The sequence below is a fragment of the Microbulbifer regidiadema (SeqCode) genome (assembly GCF_052467605.1).
In genome coordinates this window covers 943,395-961,558 of record NZ_CP174316.1, presented here as the reverse complement: position 1 = coordinate 961,558, position 18,164 = coordinate 943,395, and the positions used below count along the sequence as shown (strand labels likewise).

General features: G+C 45.4%; 17 protein-coding genes and 1 pseudogene. 12 read left to right on the top strand and 6 right to left on the bottom strand.

The features are described 5' to 3' along the window. Nucleotides 1-163 precede the first annotated feature (163 nt). From ACJJIF_RS04870 to ACJJIF_RS04850, 5 genes are all read left to right on the top strand, one after another. Entirely contained in the window at nt 164-1,306 is a 1,143-nt protein-coding gene (locus ACJJIF_RS04870) for an ISAs1 family transposase (RefSeq protein WP_444931120.1), read from the top strand. A gap of 162 nt (nt 1,307-1,468) precedes the next feature. Next, the gene (locus tag ACJJIF_RS04865; RefSeq protein WP_444931119.1) at nt 1,469-2,545 is read left to right on the top strand and encodes a hypothetical protein; all 1,077 of its coding nucleotides are present in this window, start codon (nt 1,469-1,471) and stop codon (nt 2,543-2,545) included. A gap of 53 nt (nt 2,546-2,598) precedes the next feature. Further along, entirely contained in the window at nt 2,599-3,213 is a 615-nt protein-coding gene (locus ACJJIF_RS04860; RefSeq protein ID WP_444931118.1) for a hypothetical protein, read from the top strand. A gap of 110 nt (nt 3,214-3,323) precedes the next feature. Then, nucleotides 3,324-4,271, top strand: a complete 948-nt coding sequence (locus ACJJIF_RS04855; protein WP_444931117.1) for a hypothetical protein — start codon at nt 3,324-3,326, stop codon at nt 4,269-4,271. Between the two features lie 101 nt (nt 4,272-4,372). Beyond that, a complete protein-coding gene (locus tag ACJJIF_RS04850; RefSeq protein WP_444931116.1) occupies nt 4,373-4,789 on the top strand; it encodes a hypothetical protein in 417 nt (138 codons plus the stop codon). A 346-nt stretch (nt 4,790-5,135) separates the two neighbouring features. On the opposite strand, the gene ACJJIF_RS04845 is transcribed toward ACJJIF_RS04850, so the two are convergent. After that, nucleotides 5,136-6,122 (bottom strand): transposase, encoded by a 987-nt coding sequence (locus ACJJIF_RS04845; protein WP_444931115.1) that lies wholly within the window; start codon nt 6,120-6,122, stop codon nt 5,136-5,138. Between the two features lie 494 nt (nt 6,123-6,616). Between ACJJIF_RS04845 and ACJJIF_RS04840 the strand changes: the two genes are divergently transcribed. Further along, nucleotides 6,617-6,883 carry a hypothetical protein gene (locus ACJJIF_RS04840; RefSeq protein ID WP_444931114.1) on the top strand — a complete coding sequence of 89 codons (267 nt, stop codon included), beginning with the start codon at nt 6,617-6,619 and terminating at the stop codon, nt 6,881-6,883. Nucleotides 6,884-6,954: 71 nt separating this feature from the next. Here ACJJIF_RS04840 and ACJJIF_RS04835 read toward each other — a convergent pair whose 3' ends face one another. From ACJJIF_RS04835 to ACJJIF_RS04825, 3 genes are read right to left on the bottom strand one after another with little or no spacing between them, the layout of a single operon-like run. Continuing rightward, a complete protein-coding gene (locus ACJJIF_RS04835; RefSeq protein ID WP_444931113.1) occupies nt 6,955-8,301 on the bottom strand; it encodes a cytochrome P450 in 1,347 nt (448 codons plus the stop codon). Beyond that, nucleotides 8,288-9,556, bottom strand: a complete 1,269-nt coding sequence (locus tag ACJJIF_RS04830; protein WP_444931112.1) for a methyltransferase family protein — start codon at nt 9,554-9,556, stop codon at nt 8,288-8,290. Before ACJJIF_RS04830 ends, ACJJIF_RS04835 begins: the two co-directional genes overlap by 14 nt. Then, nucleotides 9,553-9,927 (bottom strand): hypothetical protein, encoded by a 375-nt coding sequence (locus tag ACJJIF_RS04825; protein ID WP_444931111.1) that lies wholly within the window; start codon nt 9,925-9,927, stop codon nt 9,553-9,555. The genes ACJJIF_RS04830 and ACJJIF_RS04825 overlap by 4 nt, the downstream gene beginning before the upstream one ends. 603 nt (nt 9,928-10,530) lie before the next feature. Between ACJJIF_RS04825 and ACJJIF_RS04820 the strand changes: the two genes are divergently transcribed. Both ACJJIF_RS04820 and ACJJIF_RS04815 read left to right on the top strand, forming a co-directional pair. Further along, on the top strand, nt 10,531-12,240 hold the full coding sequence (locus tag ACJJIF_RS04820) for an alkaline phosphatase D family protein (RefSeq protein WP_444931110.1): 1,710 nt from the start codon (nt 10,531-10,533) through the stop codon (nt 12,238-12,240). Between the two features lie 323 nt (nt 12,241-12,563). Continuing rightward, a complete protein-coding gene (locus tag ACJJIF_RS04815; protein WP_444931109.1) occupies nt 12,564-13,994 on the top strand; it encodes an aldehyde dehydrogenase family protein in 1,431 nt (476 codons plus the stop codon). Between the two features lie 218 nt (nt 13,995-14,212). On the opposite strand, the gene ACJJIF_RS04810 is transcribed toward ACJJIF_RS04815, so the two are convergent. Then, nucleotides 14,213-14,515, bottom strand: a complete 303-nt coding sequence (locus tag ACJJIF_RS04810) for a putative quinol monooxygenase (protein ID WP_444931108.1) — start codon at nt 14,513-14,515, stop codon at nt 14,213-14,215. A 108-nt stretch (nt 14,516-14,623) separates the two neighbouring features. On the opposite strand from ACJJIF_RS04810, the gene ACJJIF_RS04805 reads away from it, so the two are divergent. The 3 genes and pseudogenes from ACJJIF_RS04805 to ACJJIF_RS04795 all read left to right on the top strand — a co-directional run bounded on the left by ACJJIF_RS04805 (nt 14,624) and on the right by ACJJIF_RS04795 (nt 15,628). Next, nucleotides 14,624-14,953: a type 1 glutamine amidotransferase family protein gene (locus tag ACJJIF_RS04805; protein ID WP_444931107.1), complete on the top strand. Its 330-nt coding sequence runs from the start codon at nt 14,624-14,626 to the stop codon at nt 14,951-14,953. 15 nt (nt 14,954-14,968) lie between these two features. Further along, nucleotides 14,969-15,178, top strand: a pseudogene (locus ACJJIF_RS04800) (type 1 glutamine amidotransferase family protein); the annotation flags it as partial. Nucleotides 15,179-15,190: 12 nt separating this feature from the next. Beyond that, complete coding sequence (locus tag ACJJIF_RS04795; protein WP_444932316.1) at nt 15,191-15,628, top strand: helix-turn-helix domain-containing protein; 438 nt, start codon at nt 15,191-15,193, stop codon at nt 15,626-15,628. 269 nt (nt 15,629-15,897) lie between these two features. Here the strand turns inward: ACJJIF_RS04795 and ACJJIF_RS04790 are convergent, their stop codons facing one another. Continuing rightward, nucleotides 15,898-16,833, bottom strand: a complete 936-nt coding sequence (locus ACJJIF_RS04790; RefSeq protein WP_444931106.1) for a LysR family transcriptional regulator — start codon at nt 16,831-16,833, stop codon at nt 15,898-15,900. Nucleotides 16,834-16,942: 109 nt separating this feature from the next. Here ACJJIF_RS04790 and ACJJIF_RS04785 point away from each other — a divergent pair, with 109 nt between their 5' ends. Next, the gene (locus tag ACJJIF_RS04785; protein WP_444931105.1) at nt 16,943-18,163 is read left to right on the top strand and encodes an argininosuccinate synthase-related protein; all 1,221 of its coding nucleotides are present in this window, start codon (nt 16,943-16,945) and stop codon (nt 18,161-18,163) included. The last annotated feature ends 1 nt before the right edge of the window (nt 18,164 follow it).

Genomic DNA, 18,164 nt, shown 5'->3' with positions numbered 1-18,164 from the left:
AGGCATCGTAATGGGGTACTTCTCCGCGCTTACTCCCAAGATCAGATCGGGAAAACTCGAATTTATAGTGTCCCGCGAGATAGGATGAACAGGGCAGGGCAAACGCACTACAAACGGGGTAAAATAGGCGATAATGACCACTAAATTGAAGTATTAGTAAAAAATGACCGAAAGTTACACCAATCTTGCCCAGTCACTGTCACAGTTGAAAGACCATCGTCGCCAGAATCGTAATATTCGGCATGAGTTTATCGATATCCTGATTATCGCCTTATGTGGCATGCTAAGTGGAGCTGATGATTGGGACGCTATCGAAGCTTTTGGGAAGGAAAGAATCAGTTGGCTCAAGCGCTTCCTGTCGTTGCCCAACGGCATCCCCTCTCACGATACCTTTGCACGCTTGTTTGCGCAGATTGATCCGGATGCTTTTTTGGATACTTTTATCCATTGGGTAAACACTCAGCGAACGTATCATAATAAAGAAATCATTGCGGTTGACGGAAAGACATTACGCCGCTCTCATGACCGTAAAAACGGTCAGTCAGCAATTCACATGGTCAGCGCTTGGGCGAGTGAGAATGGCCTAATACTTGGTCAGCGTAGCGTTGATGAGAAATCGAATGAGATCACTGCCATCCCGGAATTACTGGATACATTGGTACTGGATAATTGCCTGATTACCATTGATGCAATGGGTTGCCAGACAGCCATCGCCGATAAAATTATCGCAAAAAATGCTGATTACCTGCTCGCCGTTAAGGACAATCAATCAGTTTTAAAAGCAGGTATCGAAGCCACGCTAAGTAACCGCAAGCCCAAATCCTATCAATGCCCGGAGATTGATTTTCATCAGTGTGAAGGTTCAAATCGGGACCGCTATGAGGTTCGCCGATGCTGGACAACACAATCCTTGACCCAATTGGCAAACGCTGAAAAGTGGTCGTCATTAAAGACGATCGCGTTGGTCGAGACCGAGTGCCGACACCACGGCGAGTCTGTGATAGAGCGACGCTACTACATATCGAGTGATACTTTGAGTGCCCTGGCCTGTAGTGACTCTGTCCGAAAACACTGGTCAATTGAAAATAGTCTGCATTGGGTACTGGATATTGCTTTTAGGGCGGATGATTGCCGTGTGCGCAGTGGTAACGGTGCGGAGAATCTATCCAGACTTAGGCAGTTTGCCCTCAATTTACTGAAGCAGGATAAGTCCACAAAAATGGGGCTAAAAAATAAGCGTATGAAAGCGGCATGGAGCACCGACTATCTAGCCCAATTAATTGGTATTGAATTACCTGATTCGTAGTGCGATTGCCCTGACTACGGACAGCTTCAGGAAAGCTGGGGACGTGGGCCGCAAGCGGCAGAAGCGGTTGAGTCCAATAACGTGATCTCCGCTCGGGAGCAGGCTCTACTTGAGCAAAGAAATGCACAGCAGCACAACGGGCTGAATGGAGTCGTGAGTAGTATGTCGACGGGCCGGGAAGGTACTTTAGAGACGGTCGATCTCACCGTAGCGTCCATCAGTTCTGCAGAAAAACTTAATAGAAGTGATTACTGGTCCACCGGCCGTGTGATACAGCGTGAAACGAGTGTTATGATGCACTCGGCGCAATTTAATGCTGCTCTGGATGCGAAAACTGCTCAACGTAGTGCTCAGATAGCCGCTCAGCAAGACTACGCTGAGCTGAGTTTTGCAGAGCAATATCAACTGGCGACTCCTACAAATACATGGACCGATGCTGGTTTGATTGCACCTGGTGGGACTGATTTTTCTGATGAGATATCTAATTTAGAGAGTTACATAGGCTCAGTTGATACTTTTGGAGGGCAAGAGGTATTAATAGATGAGCCAAATATTTTTGGATATGTACATGGAAAGTTAGAGCAAAGTGTAACTGGACTTGAGAATTGGCTTGATGAATACAATCAGCCAGGCTCTATTTCTATGGGTGGATCAGCTGATTTTCAATTTTTGAAAATTGCTTCGAATGCTGAAGGAATGTTTGGGTTGGACTCAAATGGAAAATTCTTTGTTTCTTCGGGCTTTGAATTTGGTGTGGCATTAAATACTATTGGTTTTGCCGCTGGTGCAGAGACTAATATCGCCCTAGCTGATTTGGAATTCGAAGGTTATGCAGCAGAAGGTGGAGAGGCATTGATCACTAGTGCCGAATTGGGTGTTAAAGATGAGTTGGTCAAAAAAATCTTAGGGGAAAAAATTGGGAAGCTGCTTAAAGGAAAAGGATTAGATGCGGTGGTGGGGTATGAGAATAGTATTCTGCAGGGGAGGGATTATGAGGGCGGCCCTCTGAAAGCTATGAGGCGTGCTGATGCAATAACGGTTGGAGTATCCGGAGGATTCACTTTTGAAGATGATTCAAAAAGTAATGATGAGTTAAAAAATAGATTCGGCGATCTAGTTTCAGATATTGATATAACTAAGCAGTATGTACCATGGTCAGAAAATACTGATAATACATTGATTGGTAAGGCAGTCTACGCATTGGCTGTACAAACGCCTAAAAATATTATCAAAAATTAGACGATAAAAGATGCGGTTAAAAATATGATGGGAATTGATGGTGGAGAATGGGTGTGGAAGTAGGTGGTTACGAAAGTTACTTGGTTAGTCGTAATGTTTGGCTGATAGTAATGGCTGCAGTTGTAGCTATTACTCTATCGTGTTTTCTGTACTTTTTTTTTGTTCAGTCTAAATCGGATAAGCTTTGGAAGCTTTGGCCAGTAAAATTTTTAATCGGTGTTCTTGGGGCTTTAACTGCGCTGTTTTTTGTAATCCTGATCGTTGATTATTTTTCGGTAAATCATTACAGGGACCTACTCAAACTGAGAGCAGGTGAAGTTCGATACACAGAGGGTATTCCGCATTACAGTACAATTCCATTTTCTAGAAAGTCTCCTGACGGACCTCAGATGGTTGTTGCTAGTCTTGGTGGGGTATTCTTTTCCGTATACAGATCGCCCCCCCCTTGTATAAATAATAGGCTCAGTTCTAGAGGGAAATCCTCTCTCTTGTTGAAGGATACAACTATTTATAGAGCTTGGTACGTTGAACGAAAGAGAGATGGGCCCCTTAAAGACTTGCAAGGTTTTGAAGCATGTTTGATCAAGCTTGATATTATCCAAGCAACAGAATCTAGCAATCACCTAGGACACCCAGTGCAATCTAGGACATCCAGTGCGCCGAGATAAATCGGCAAAAGATTGGAGGTGAAAGCCCTCTACCCGGTAAGAGGGCACAAACTAGGACATCCATAGATTCGCAATCTAGGACACCCACAGATTAGCAGAGGGCTATCTGATTGATTAGCTATCTAGGACACCCACAGATTAGCAAAAGCAAGGTTGCCGCTGCAAAAGCTGCTCAACAGCAGAACTTGGCTAATGGATTGATCGCAGGAGAATACAAGCCAGGTAAATATGGGCAGATGGCTCTGAATATGATTTCGGAGATGCAGTCTGAGCATGATAATGCGATATTTTATCGCTCAGTCGCGCTCGCACGTGAAGGGAAGCGCTTAGATGGAACTAGTTTATATGGTCCGTGGCGGGATGGTTATATCACTGCTCCCCCTGCGCATTCTGAAGGGGTGGCTGATGCAATTTATAGCGCAGCTTCAGTTCAGACAGCGCTAGATAGTTCTATGAAATCTACAGAATTCGTTGCTAAAATCATCGGAAGTATCCCTGATAGAACGACTCTAAGCTTGAAGGGGAATGTATATCGAATGCCAAGTATCCCTACTTTATTTGAGATGCCAACAATAAGCTCAAGTTATGACGCTACTTTAAAGAACGTTCCTAGAGTGACACTTGATTTTACTGGAATTTCTGAAACTGTGACGGGGGCAAGAAAAGTTGCGAGTACCCTGGGGGCGGTTGGTGAAAGAGTAATTAAACCGATATCACTTGGTGTTGCTGGTGTGTCATTTTTTTATGATAGCTATGCATATTACCAAACTGGAAATGCAAAATATGCAGCAAGAGCTGCAAATACTGCCCTTTGGGTAAGTGCTGATGCTGCGGTTGGAGCGGCAATGGTTGCATTGGGCCCTATAGGCTGGATAGGAGGAGCGGCCTATTTTACATATCGAGCATATGACTCTTTCTCAAGTGATGGGTTAGATGATGCTAGTCAGCGGCTTATTCAGGAGGCCTGGAATAAGCGTCCTGAAAATGAATTTTCCGAAGCAGATCTACGTCTGAGAGATGAGGCTAGAGTGAGATATAATTTTATGGGGTATAAGTGATAGGTAGTTAATAGTGCTTGAATGGCTTTGTGTGCCCCGAAAAGTTGGGATGTATTGAAGTTTTATTTTTGTTGAGAGATTGGAAGTTTTTAAGGTTGAATGTGGAAATGAAGTTATTTTTATTGAGACTGCTGTGGATTACTCATGGTCCTCTGTTTAGGGTGGCTGAGTATCTGGGTGGGGTAATCTATCAGGTTCTCATTATTGTTGGGATTATCTATACTTCAATCATTTATCTTTTTTTGCATTGTTTATTGTTTATTGCTGGTATAGATTTGGGTTCGCTCGGCATTGAGGAGCCTTACGTTCTTATTGGTGTTTGGTTTTGTGTTTGGCTTTTTGAGGTATATATATTCAGGGGTGAGAGTCAGAGAAGGTTAAAAGATGGGGCTAAAAAAAATAAGAAGCTAAACCAATTGGCGGAGGAGTGTATGTCACGTGGGTATGCTCTTATGTGGTGGTCTTTAATTATAGTGCTATGTATCTCGGTGCCTGTGGGTATAATTTCAGCCCAGTAGGGGAGGTTCTGAGGAGAGGTTCTGGACACCCATAGATAGAAAATCTTGGGTGATCTAGCACAACAATCTAGGACGCCCACAGATTAGAGAGAGAGAACAATCTAGGACACCCACAGAACAATCTAGGAACAATCTAGGACACCCACAGAACAATCTAGGAACAATCTAGGACACCCACAGATTAGAGAGGGCTGCTGGTGATAGAGCTAGCGCCCATCTCTGACGGCTTGTTCTTTCTGCTTGAGGGAGTGGGGGCGATGAAACCTTGAGGAGTTGAGGTTGAAGCTCGAAAGTGGTGCTTGTAGATAGAAAGTGGGAGTAGCGGTATCGAGAGATTGGATAGGAATTAGCAGGAAGCTGAAGAGAGGAAGTGTTGACAGTCGCCTATACCGTGTACCCAGCGCTTGTTGAGCCGGATACAGGCCAGTCGAACAGTCTCTACTGAACCTACCAAGCCCTTAAAACGACTTTCAAAGTTTCGGTTGAGGTAAAGCCAGTGTTTGGGAGCGATACCTAATCGTTTCAGAATGGGTGGCGTTTCTTTGGTAATCAGGCCCCGTTTTCTGGGGTCCAAATGTCGACCGCTCCAGTCTACCAGTTCCAAATAGTGATCTAGCTGAAAAGGTAGGCCTTTAGGCATGTTTAGACGCTCACCACCTACCAGGGGCAGCAAGCTTTTGGGTTGTTCACCGGAGATTGCCGCACGAATACGCTGTTGAATTGATGTGTAATCAGAATCTTCAGGAGTCTTGGCAATATTGGCACGGATGGGGTTGAGGTCGATGTAGACCATGCAGGCGGCGAGGGCTCTTTCATCTAGTAAAGCTTGGGATTTGAAGCGCCCCTCCCAGAAGCGGCCGGTGCAATGGTCTTCGGCATTGGCCTGGCGAGCGACAGCCTCATTCAGGCAGCGCATAAACCAGCTGATATCCATAAGGCGCTCCCGCCATAATGTGACGACTTCATTGAGCTTGTTCGTCTCACTGTAATCGAGTGTATCACCTCGCAAGTAGCGTAGCGCGAGAGTGGAAACTTTGAAGAGCTTTTGCCAGCGGAGAATGACTTCAGTGTTAGGCCAGCTGAGAGCGGTCTCTCTGTCGATATAGAGTACGACATGGTAGTGATTGCTCATTACAGCATAAGCAGCGATATCAAGGGCAAAGATTTCACTCAGCTTATGCATCCGTGATTCAATCCACTCGCGGCGATATTCATAGTCAATGCCAGACTCTCTATCTCTACCACAGAGAAAAGCTCTGCGTACACAGCGGGACACACAATGGTAGTAGGGTGTGGCATCTAGGGAAATCTGGGTGCTACGAGGTAGGGTCATTAATCTGTTGCTGTGTGTATTTTTATACAGTATTTAGCTGCAGACTTTTAGTTGTGTCAATACGCATGGCGTATATAGCTACAGTTTTGCTGAGATGTGTCCCTAATTTCCCTACTTTTGGTAGCTAAGATATTGAGAGTGCTAGCGCGATTCATATTGATCGGTCTAACTAAAGTCATCGTATGACATCTCAGCACTCCCATGCGGAAACGCCCTTCTACTTTTTTGAAAGTGTCCCGCTAGACAGGATGAACTGGGCAAGAGCCGTATACACCTCACCCTGTTTTCCATATTGCCGTAGGCTCCGTACTCTGTGGTCCTGGAGTTCTTGTGCCTGAATATCGATGATAATGTCTGAAAATACAGCGGAGTGGGGCTTCACTTCGAAAGCGTGAAGTCATCACTAGCAAGAACAACTATAGAGGTGAACTAATAGGGGAAAACAGAACTTTATCGGGGAATGCGCCAGACTAAAACCAATTAGGAGAAATACTATGGAGTCAGCTATTAAAGTCCAGGCAGTGAATCGTTTTGCGATTTTTGCTAATCGAGTCCACTTAATGAATGGCGGTGTAGAGAGTTATAGAGGTAGTGCTGAAACCCAGGAAGAGGCGATAGAGTTAGCGATAGATATTGCTAAGAAATCAAGAAAATCTGAGTTTTTCTCCTGGTTGCAAATTTTTGACCGGGTTACAGAGAAGTATACGGTGTACTCTATAACGCTGGACGGATCATTGAAGGAAAGGGAGCGCTCGCAATAAATATAAGCGGCTCTCAGCCCCCACCTTTGGAGAACCCCTGTCAGAGAAGTCTGCTTCCCTGCGGGCTTTGTTTAAATACGATTAGAGAATAGAAGGCTAATATCTTGGTGGGGCCTTAGTGAAAATCGAGCAGTTTCCTCAAATGACCCCGCTGTTGTCGATAGGGATAGTTTTTGTAATACCATTGCAGCTGTCAGTGCAACTTCCATCATGCCAAATGATTGCCCAATACATATGCGCGGCCCGGCCCCAAAAGGGAAATAGGCATACTTTGGCCATGATTCGCCGCCAAGGAATCTCTCTGGACAAAATTGGTTGGCATCTTTAAACCAGCGGCTATCTCTTTGGGTTACATAGGGTAAGATTTGTACTAAGTCCCCCTTTTTGATCAAAGCTTCACCAATATCGACATCTTCTGTCGCCTGTCTGCAAAACAAGGCATAGGCCGCAGGGTGGAGACGTAGAGTCTCTTTAATTGCAGCATTTAAATAGGGCAGGTTTTTCAGATCCTGATAGCTGACTTGAGAGCTTCCCACTGCACGGTCCAGTTCATTGTGAACTTTATGCTGTATTTCTGGATGCTTGGCTAGCAGTATGAAAAGCCATGAGAGTGTCGCTCCGCTTGTTTCATGTCCTGCAATTAATAAAGAAATAACATCTTCCTCAATAGCCGTTGAGTTGTTGTCGTGATGTCTTATCAGGGTTGATAGTAAGTCTGGTTCTTCACTGGACCTTTGCTCTATCCGGTCTGAAACAATTTTTTGAATAAAGTTCGCCATAATTTCAATCACTTTTTTCTTTCGGCGATTTGCCGGAGTGGGAATGAAATTGGGTATTGTGAAGGGAGAGGTTGTCTCTCTGTAGGCGATTTCGGATAAACAGTTTACAGCTTCACTGATGGGCTGGGAGGTCGCGCCTAAACTTTTACCAAAAAGTGTCTTGCAAGCAATAGCCAAGGAAAAATTGGCCATTTCATTATCAATAAGGCACTTATGGCTTCCTTCTGTATCGACTTTAGAGATTAGGCTTTGGGTGAATTCCTGAGCAAGATTACAAACAACTTCGGCATAGTTAGGGATTCTTTGCTGGGCAAATGAGGGTAGTACTTTTCGCCTTCGGTTCTTCCATGATTTTCCTTCGGCAATCAATAGACTATTGCCATTCCATTGTTTTAGGATATTCATAATTTTTTCAAAACGAATAAATGAGTTTGCTTTTGTGGCTAATACACTCTCTATGTGGCTGGGATGAAATATAAACCAGCAGCGATATGGGCCTAGCCGAATCCTTACGGCATCACCGTAGCTGAGTTGCAGGTTCTGATAATAGGTAAGAGCATTGTTTTTGATATGGTAAAGGGTGTCAATGCCAAGAAAAAGAGAGCTGGGGTGCGTGTTTCGTATATCAAGAGGGGTCATTTTCTGCATAACTCTCAGTATTGCTTGGGGATTGATGTAGGGCGTTGAGTGGCAGTAAAAGAAGTAACAAGCCCGAGGCTAGTAGCGCATATATAAAATTTATATGGAATAATGGATATATAAATGCTTCTGCTGAGTTGAAACTTAATCCACTTCTTGAATCCTGGTATAGGGCGCCTGCATGTCTATGTTCAATAAGGCTGATCCCTATAGGCTTTCTCTTTTTGAGCCACCCTATATATGTAGAGTGCCAAGGGCATTCAGTATCCCAGTATAGTTTTGACTTACCCTTAAACCAGGGTTTCCACCTCGGTAGCCACTCTGGAACATTGCTCTTGTATTCTGGCCACCCATCAGGGAAGCGAACTAGTAGGTCATTCCTGTGGTGCCATCGTACTAAACCCATTACAAAAACTACAGCCATGCCTGCCGCTAATGCTATAAAAACATTCTGTAGAAAAATTCCAATAACTACCCAGGATGCCGCCGTGCAGAGTTGCATCGGGTTTGTAATATATGAGTACAGGCCGCTAGTGACAAGGTGCTTTGTTCTATCCAGTGGAATTGGTGTTCCCTCACCATAAACAACAAACATATGCACGGCACTTAATCCCAAAATGATACATGGAAGAAGCAAGGAAGCCATAGCTATTATTTTTGCTGTTGGCCAGTAATCCAGCCCCCAGCTTCCACCCATTGCATGCATAATTAGTGTCGGTACTATAAAAAAGGCTAAGGAACCGTATGCAAAAGCCAACAATATAGCTCTTTGTGCTAGGTTGATATCGGAACTGGTCCACCTTGCCAGGTACATTGCCGGGGTGTGTACGAAGAGGAAAACCAATATTACGCCTAGTATCCAATAGTCGCCGGCAATAACTAAAGGATCGAGGGATTTGAGTAGCAGTACTTGCAGCGATATAAAAATAGCGGTAAAAAACCAGGGGTTTACTTTGGGGAATGCTAAAAAGGTTGCTGGTCCAAATAGAAAAGATCCGGCAAACCATAGGTCGGCAGGCATTCCCAGTAGTTTTAGAGTTTCGCTTCCGTAACTCCACATCCCCAATCTAATCGCTAGCGTGTGCGCGGGTAGCAGTAAGGCAAGGCTGTATAGAAATGAAAATAAACTGCCTACGAGTATGCGGTTTTCACTTTTACGCCTCCAGAAAAAGTAGAATGTACATAGTAGCGGTAGCAAAAATAGGTTCGCCCTAAGTAAAATGAGTAAATCACCGTGAACTTCTATATCGATCATTTTATGAGCGCTTTTTCGATGGAGGCGGAAATATTGCTGGGTACTTTAGTTTTGAATAGCTCTACAACCAGGAAAACAACTGGAAATCCGAGAAGTAAGTGTAGAGATAGGGGAGGGATAGAGATAATAAGTAGCAGTTGAATCATACAGCCAAGACGCATGAGCAAACCTTCTTTGGTTTTGGCTTTGCTCATTAATGCTAAAGCAAGGATTAGTGTCGAGGGGAATATAACCATGAAAGGATATGATTCTAAACCAGAGCTGTTTCCTTCGCTCCAAAGCTCTAGGGCTAAATATAATCTAAGGATTAAAATGAATAGTGTGATAGCTAAAAGTGAAACAACTAGTTTGGGGTGAAGAGAATACTTCAATTTTACTCTTCCTTAAGTAATCGTGCGGATGGAATTTTACACTATTTTCGTATGAGGGTCACGTAACCCAGGCTTGGTGAGTAGTAGTTGATAGGTCTGCATATAATTTCAGGGCATATCTTGCAGCTTACTATTCATTGAGGGTGTTTCGACACCCTCTTGATCAATTAGTACCATTGTGCCTGCACGAAAAATAGAAGGCCTGCTTCTGCTGGGTAGGATCAGTTATCAGTTGTCCGTTTTCAAGTCGAGGGTTATTCTGGATGTGTCGCTTTAAGGGAAGGTAAGAAATGAAATTTTGATTGAACGCATTGTGAAGTGATACTGATAATTAAAGGGTCTCCCGGAAAACGGTTTTTTCAGCATGTTTTACTTGCCTGGATGCAGAAATGATTATAGATTTCAGCTAACTTTCCATTAGTCAAGCTCTGGCTCGAAGTGATAAATTTATTTTTAGGTTAATTTTATCTGTTAATGCCTTTCAAGCTATTTAGCATCTAAATCGCTGCAAATATAAAAGTCAAACTTCTTTATTGGTACGTTTTTCTATAGAATCCGCTTCCTTTCCGATTCTTCATACGTACAATAATAGGAAGTTGATTTATGACCATCTCCCGCCGCACGTTTGTCCAGGCTATGGGTGTTGCACTTCTAACCCCCTTTACCGTCCGCTCACTCGCTAATACGGATAGTGAAACCTATGCTCGGTTTGTCTTGGGGAGTAGCATATCTGCCGACCAAATCGATAATGATGGTACTGTTTTTGATTTGTCTGTGGCCTCGGGTGATCCCAGCCAAACAGGCGTGGTTCTGTGGACGCATATCAACCCCGATTCCTATGTAGCCGGGCAGACCCTGTATGTGGATGTTGCGTTGGATGAGGAATTCACTCAGACAATCCTCAGTGCGGAGGTCAATGCCAGTGATATCACGGCAGACCGGGATTACACCGTTAATATTGATCTAGAGGGTTATCTATCTTCTGATCAGCGTTACTACTATCGATTCAAATACGGTAGTTTGAGCAGTCGTACTGGCCGCTGCCATACACTTCCCAGCGGTAGCTTGGAGAATATCAAGATGGCGGTGGTTACCTGTCAGGATTACACCACAGGTTACTACAACGCCTACAACCATATAGCGGATGAAGATGTACATTGTGTACTGCACTTGGGGGATTTCATTTATGAATATGCCGAGTATGAAGGTTTTGAAAGCTCTGTAGTACATCCATTATCCTTGCCTTCTGGTGGCTCGGTTGCGATGGATCTTGAAGATTATCGCCATATCTATAAGGAGTATCGCAAGGATAAGAACCTGCAACGGGCAATGGAGATGCACTCATTTATCATCACCTGGGATGATCATGAAACTGCTGACAATGCCTATTGGGATTATGACCGGGATACCCTGGGTGTGCCGTCACACCCCTATCAGACTGGCGATAATGACCCTGACCAGTTGCGCCAGTTGCGTCGCGATGCTCAGCAAGCCTGGATTGAATACGTGCCTGCGCGGGTAAAAGTTGATGAATCTGCAAGCCACGCTTTTGACTACTTGCAGATATACCGGTCATTCCAGTTCGGGGACTTGGTCGATCTCTATATGACTGACAGCCGTACCTATAGAACCCAGGAGCCGTGTACAGACGGAACTAGCTGGGAAAATTACTGGTGCACCGATTACGAAAAAAGTAGCCAGACGATGTTGGGCACGACCCAGCGCGATTGGTTGATCGATGGGATTGTAAACTCTAATGCCCGCTGGAAAGTGTGGGGCAACCAAACTCTGCTGGCGCAACTGGCTGGGACTATTTTGGGGCGCTCACTTGTGTACGCCAACTACGATGCCTGGGATGGCTATCAGTGGGAGCGGGAAAAAATCCTATCATCGGTTAAAGACAGCAATGTCGATAACTTTGTGGTGCTGACAGGGGACCTGCACTCCAGTATCGCCTCGTACCTGAAGGTGGATTTCAGCAAAATTAGCAACTGGAACTACGATAACCTGGTTGGTGTTGAGCTGATGACACCATCTATATCTTCTCCCAATATGAACGATACGATTGAGAAAGGTATTGATGTTGGCAGTGTCTTTACGTCATTGCTAAACGGTGGGGTTCAGGTCAACAACCCGCATATCAAAGATTTTGTTAGCAATATCTATGGGTATGCTGTGATTGAGTTCAATGTCGATGAATTGAACTGGACCGTATACAACATCGATAAGAAAAGTGATGACCCGGATACTGAAAAGACCGTTTATAAGACGTTTAACTATGAGCCCGTCGGCATGTGGTTGACTGAGAAGTAATCAGTTTCGCTCGGTATAAGAAGTCGCGGGGCTCTAGCCCCCGACTTCACAAAGCTCCCTAAACCTCCCCCTTCGTCGTTTTCCCTGACTACTGCGGCCAGGGGAGTCATCCTCTGTCGATAGGGCTAAGGCCAGTCGCGACACCTGTAGCCTTTAAAGCTTGTAGAGATCTTTCGGTATTACTCACAGGCGTTCCTAATACGCCAGTGAATGCACAGTTGATATATGTCTGCGAGTTATCTATACCCGATGATAGATGCAAAGCAGTATCTGGCGTCAGGGCATTCTCGCTAGTCCCAGCCATCAAATAAAAGGATATTTCTGTGCTGCAAGAAACTTACCCTTACTACCTGGCTAATGAAGCTGTACATGCCAATGCTGATTTGGAAGTCACCGACAAGTACTCGGGCAGGGTGGCTGCCCGGGTCGCAATGGCTGATGCAACAGTTATCGATAGCGCGATTGATTGGGCGCTACTGGCTGAGAAACCTATGGCAAATTTGCCTGCTTATATTCGCCAGGAAGTGCTACAGCACTGCGTACTACGCTTTCGTGAAAGGTTTGAAGAGTTGGCTGAGGCGCTATGTATTGAAGCGGGCAAACCCATTCACGACTCACGGGGTGAAGTGCTGCGCTTAATCGATACATTCCAAGTGGCCGCTGAAGAGGCCGTGCGTATCAATGGTGAAATTATCAACCTTGAAATCTCCAAGCGCTCCCGGGGTTATCGCGGCTATATCCGGCGGGTACCGGTTGGAGCCTGCTCATTTATATCGCCGTTTAACTTTCCTTTGAACCTCGCCGCTCACAAGGTGGCACCGGCTATCGCCGCTGGATGCCCCTTTGTGCTTAAGCCCGCAAGCCGGACACCGATAGGAGCATTGATCATTGCCGAAGTACTGGCGGAAACGCGGTTACCCAAAGGGGCATTTTCGGTGTTGCCATGTCATCGTGCGGGGGCAGATCTGTTTACACTGGACGATCGATTCAAGCTACTCAGTTTTACCGGTTCTCCCTCTGTCGGTTGGGATCTAAAAGCTAGGGCAGGGCGTAAAAAAGTCATTTTGGAATTGGGCGGGAATGCGGCCTGTATTATTGACCGAGATACCGATCTCGATGATGCCGTAGAGCGCCTGATTTTTGGCGCCTTCTACCAGTCTGGTCAGAGCTGTATCGGTGTGCAGAGAATCTATGGCCACTGTAGCCTATATGAGGATTTAAAGTGCCGCTTAGTGGCGCGGACCAAAAAGTTGAAGAAGGGTGATCCCCGCCTGGAAGATACTTTTATCGGCCCGATGATTTCCGAGGGAGAGGCCACCCGTTTGCACAATTGGGTGGAGGAGGGGATTCAGGCTGGAGGAACCCTGCTGTGTGGAGGCTCGCGGGATGGCGCCATGCTCGATCCAACGCTATTGGAAAATGTGCCTCACGATTGCGCCATTGTGCAACAGGAAGCCTTTGGTCCTGTTGCTATCTTAGAGTCTTTCGACAGTTTTGATGATGTTTTGGAAAAGGTGAATGATAGCGCTTTTGGTCTCCAGGCAGGCATATTTACCCGCGATCTTTACAGAGCCCAGCAAGCTTGGGATACCTTGGAGGTCGGCGGCGTGGTTATTGGCGATGTTCCCAGCTGGCGGGTGGATAATATGCCCTATGGCGGTGTTAAGGACTCCGGCCTTGGTCGGGAGGGGGTGCGCTGGGCGATTGCAGATATGACCGAGGAGCGGCTGATGGTGGTGCGAACTCCAGGGTAAGAGGCGGGAGTTGTACGGCCGCCCGTTTCTACGCAATAACACTATCTAAGGGGTAGTCGGTTCAAATAGGTTTGCGGTGAAGATGGCTAGGGCTGTGGCAACGGCAATCACTCTTTTAGGTGCCGGTGAAGTTTTTCCATTGCCTAGGGGCCGGCGTTGGTCCCCTGAATAAAGACGATAGGGGTATTCAAAGCCGGCTCCTGGTTTTTAAGGCCTCGTTAGACCTTGGATGCGAGGATATCCGCAGTCATAATCTGGGGTTCTGAGGCGAGCAGCTCATCGGCTTTGCCAAGCAGTGCTGCCGCGATCTTGCCGTTTAAATGCGCAGTCAGGCCGTCTTCATCGCCAAACGTGTCAAAAATCGCGAAGCGCGTAGCGTTGATTTGTACGGCATACCAGCTGAGGGTTCCTTGCTCCTCTACAGCTAATGGAAGGGCTGAGGTAAGTAGTGCTTTTACCTCATCGGCTTTGTCTGCTTTGGCATCAATCAGAGCCACGATGGCCAGCTTAGCTTCAGTCATTGTTTTCTCTCACGTTGTTTGATGAAGGGTATCCTGGGGGAAGCATAGGCTTGACCATCAGTGTCCAAAAAGACAATGATCAGACAAAATTCGCCACTTTGAGGATTTATGGCTCAGATCGTTATCTTGTCTATGTCTGGGGTTTTGCCATCGGCTTTGGCTGGCGTTCAGGATATGTTTGCCCTGGGCAGCCTTCGCTTATCTGAAAGCCAACACTCCCTGGCCCCCGCCTATAAGCAACCCTGGTCCCCTGAAATCGTAGTTGCCAGCGCTGATGGCTCTGACATCACAGATGGGCAGGGCAGGCGCTTTGTGGTAAACCATGGGCTATCTCAGTTACCCAGTTGTGAAGCAGTGATAATCCCCGGGTTTATGCCCAATCAATTTGGTGTACCCCCTGAACAGTTGCTGGATAAATCGACACACGAATGGTTGTGAACACAGTATAGGCAGGGAGCGATCATCGCAGGTTCTTGTAGTGGTGTCTTGGCACTAGGTGAGGCGGGTTTGTTAAATGGACGGCAATGCACGACGACATGGTGGTTGCACAATGAGCTGAAATCTCGCTTTAGCAATGCCTGCCCGCTATGGGCCAGTGGATTACTGGTGGATCATAAAATTGTAACAGCGGGAGGCCCTTTATCTTGGGTAGATGTGACTCTGCAAGTGATCAAGATGCTAGCCGGTGATGAAGTTGCAACCAAAGTTGCTGATCTTGCCGTTGTGGACTCCCACCCGCGCTCGCAAACTTTACATGTACCAAAAGGCTATCAGGTATCCAAAGAACAGTTTTTAGTCGATGCTGAAAATGTGGTTCGGCAGTATTTTGGCCAGCAGTTAAATAGTCAACAATTGGCGGCAGAGCTGTCGGTTTCAGAGCGAACATTACACCGGCGCCTAAAGCAGTTGACGGGTTATGCTCCTAAACAATTTATCGATAGTGTACGAATGGAGTATGCAAAGAGCCTGTTATTACAGTCGGGGCAAAAAATTTCCGGCGTTGCCCAAATATTAGGCTATACGGATGATGCGGTTTTCCGGCGAGTGTTTAAATTTCATGTTGGTATGAGTCCGAGCCAGTTTAGGCAGAAATGCCACAAGTTATTAATGTAAAGGTTTTTAGGGTGCGGAGCTTTTGGGGGAATTTATTTTAGTTAATCTGCTGCTAAATGGTGGAAAATCTTTCTAAAACTTCATCACGTTTGGTGAGATAAACTTTCACAAGGTTCTATTTGATGTAGGAGAGATTTCAAATTTTAGCCAACTAAAAGTCTCGTGGCTCTATCAAATTATCTGGGTTGTATTCAGAGTATTGCGCCGACTGTATCAAGTTATACACTATCTTGATGGTTCTGCTCGCCTTTTTGGGGTCGAAATAGAAGTTAAGCCATGGTACTGGAATTCTCGCGCTGCTGAAAATGTAATTGCACAAAGTCAATAAACTTTCGAATTGGAACTGGCATAAAGCTTGTCTGAGCGTACTGTAGAATCACGTTCCCCTGATAATTTCCAGAAATATGCCAATCTGGCAGTATCTGGATTAACTCGCCTGACTCTATTTCAGATTGAACGGTAAAATCTGGGAAAGTGCTGATGCCCATGTCTCGTAAAACCGCAGCTTTTCGAATTTCTGTATGATTTACTGCAAAACGGCTTTGAGTATTTACTAAGATTTTCTGGTTGGATTTTGTGAATCGCCATTTAGTGTCATCAACTTGCTCTCCGAGTGATATGCATTGATGGGAGATTAATTCTTTTGGATGAGTTGGATGGCCGTGGTCTTCCAGATATTTCTGGCTTGCACATATGATCAAATTAGCGCGCGTTAGCGTTTTTGATATTAGTCCCTCCAGTGGTTGATCGGTCAACCTAAATATCACATCAATTTCTTCTCCGATTGGGTCGATAAAATGGTCTGCAACTCGGAGCTTTACGGATATTCCTGGATAGGAGTCTAAAAACTCCAGGATAATTGGGGAGAGCACTTGCTTTGAAAATGCTTTAGGTGCGGCAATCCGAATCACACCTGTTGCAGTATTTAACATGCTTTGAGCAGCATGTACGGCTGTCCGTGCAGAATCAAGCATTTCCTTGCACTGCACGTACACATCTGCCCCAACGGTACTTAGTTTTACCTTCCTGGTGGTTCGTTCAAGCAGCTTTGTTTGCAGCCTCCTTTCTAGTCGATTTATGGATCGACTAACCGATGATGCAGCCATTCCTAGCTTTATTCCGGCTTGAGAGAAGCTCTCTTCATCTGCCACCGTGACGAATACAGCCATTTCCGGCAATAGTGGTATTAGATCATTATTGTTCATAACGCAACAATCCTTTGCGTTTGGAGTGGATTGTGCCGGGGAAAATACAAGCTATGATGCGCCATGTCAATTTGTTGTCAGTAATCATTTGTGTACAGGGAATTTACACGTGAAGAAAATTAGAAGTATTGAGGATGTCAAGCAGCTATCGGGAGAAGTAGGCCACATCTTAACACTGTTTAGTGGTGGTCTGGATAGCACGTACATTTTAGAAATTCTCAAAGATATGGATGTTAAGGTCACTGCGTTGGCAATTGATATGGGGGATGGCATTGATGTCTCATTTCTAAACCATATTGCTGATCATTACGGTATTGATTTGATTATTGAAGATGGACGTCAGTCATTTATTGACCATTCCATTTTTACAGCAGTACAAGCGCAAGCCCTCTATATGGGTGATTACCCTGTAAGCTCTTCATTATCACGTCCAGTTATAGTGAAGCATGCTGTTTTGGTAGCCGAGCGCCTTCAGTGTGACGCTATCGTGCATACAGCAAACCAATCACAGAATAGTTTACGGCGACTTAATGGGGCGTTAGAGCGAAGTGGGTTTAATGGTTACTACGGGTCTCCATATGAATATTCGGCTATTTCCCGCGATAAAAAAATTGCCGGATTATCCATTTCCGGGCTGTTTGAATTTAAAGGTAGAAATGTAAGTGGCGATTCGAATTTGTGGTGTCGCGAATTTGAATCCGGTGTTTTAGATAACCCTGAAGATTTTAATTTGTGTGAATCACTATTCCATTGGTCACTGTGGAACCCGGAGCAACAGCTGACTGATCAAAATCATCGGTTATCAATAACTTTTCGTCGAGGAGTGCCGATAAAAGTAAATGGTGAAACTATGAGCCTACTGAAAATGATAATGTTCTTAAATCAGCATGTTGGAAGCTACCAGATTGGACGCTACATAGGCTTTGATCACCTTGAATATGACGAAAAAGTGTTGGAAGTTCGCGAGGCTCCAGCTGCACACGCTTTAATGGCAGCTTATCGCCACCTTGAAGTTACTATTTTAGAAACAGAAGTTTTAAGAGCTAAATCGGCCCAGAGTCTCGCTTGGACCAACGAGGCTGTAGAGGGTAGGTGGGGTAGTATGCTTCAACAGGCAGCCCGGGCATTTATTTGCCATACAGCAGAAGCGATAACTGGAACAGTAGTTTTCTCTTTGTCGAAAGGTCAAATGTTAATGAGCGGGATTTATGCAGATAATCCTCGATACCTTAAAGATCGTGACGCATGGGAGACTCAAATTGCGCATGAGCGCAGCCAGCGTTCTTTAGTGCTTGATGAGCAAAGAGTAGACGTCGCCGTTAGTGCGTAAG

Excerpts from the sequence above, each read along its gene's own strand:
- ACJJIF_RS04870 (WP_444931120.1), top strand. The coding sequence starts at position 164 with ATGACCGAAAGTTACACCAATCTTGCCCAGTCACTGTCACAGTTGAAA.
- ACJJIF_RS04865 (WP_444931119.1), top strand. The coding sequence starts at position 1,469 with ATGTCGACGGGCCGGGAAGGTACTTTAGAGACGGTCGATCTCACCGTA.
- ACJJIF_RS04845 (WP_444931115.1), bottom strand. The coding sequence starts at position 6,122 with ATGACCCTACCTCGTAGCACCCAGATTTCCCTAGATGCCACACCCTAC.
- ACJJIF_RS04840 (WP_444931114.1), top strand. The coding sequence starts at position 6,617 with ATGGAGTCAGCTATTAAAGTCCAGGCAGTGAATCGTTTTGCGATTTTT.
- ACJJIF_RS04835 (WP_444931113.1), bottom strand. The coding sequence starts at position 8,301 with ATGACCCCTCTTGATATACGAAACACGCACCCCAGCTCTCTTTTTCTT.
- ACJJIF_RS04830 (WP_444931112.1), bottom strand. The coding sequence starts at position 9,556 with ATGATCGATATAGAAGTTCACGGTGATTTACTCATTTTACTTAGGGCG.
- ACJJIF_RS04820 (WP_444931110.1), top strand. The coding sequence starts at position 10,531 with ATGACCATCTCCCGCCGCACGTTTGTCCAGGCTATGGGTGTTGCACTT.
- ACJJIF_RS04810 (WP_444931108.1), bottom strand. The coding sequence starts at position 14,515 with ATGACTGAAGCTAAGCTGGCCATCGTGGCTCTGATTGATGCCAAAGCA.
- ACJJIF_RS04805 (WP_444931107.1), top strand. The coding sequence starts at position 14,624 with ATGGCTCAGATCGTTATCTTGTCTATGTCTGGGGTTTTGCCATCGGCT.
- ACJJIF_RS04795 (WP_444932316.1), top strand. The coding sequence starts at position 15,191 with ATGCTAGCCGGTGATGAAGTTGCAACCAAAGTTGCTGATCTTGCCGTT.
- ACJJIF_RS04790 (WP_444931106.1), bottom strand. The coding sequence starts at position 16,833 with ATGAACAATAATGATCTAATACCACTATTGCCGGAAATGGCTGTATTC.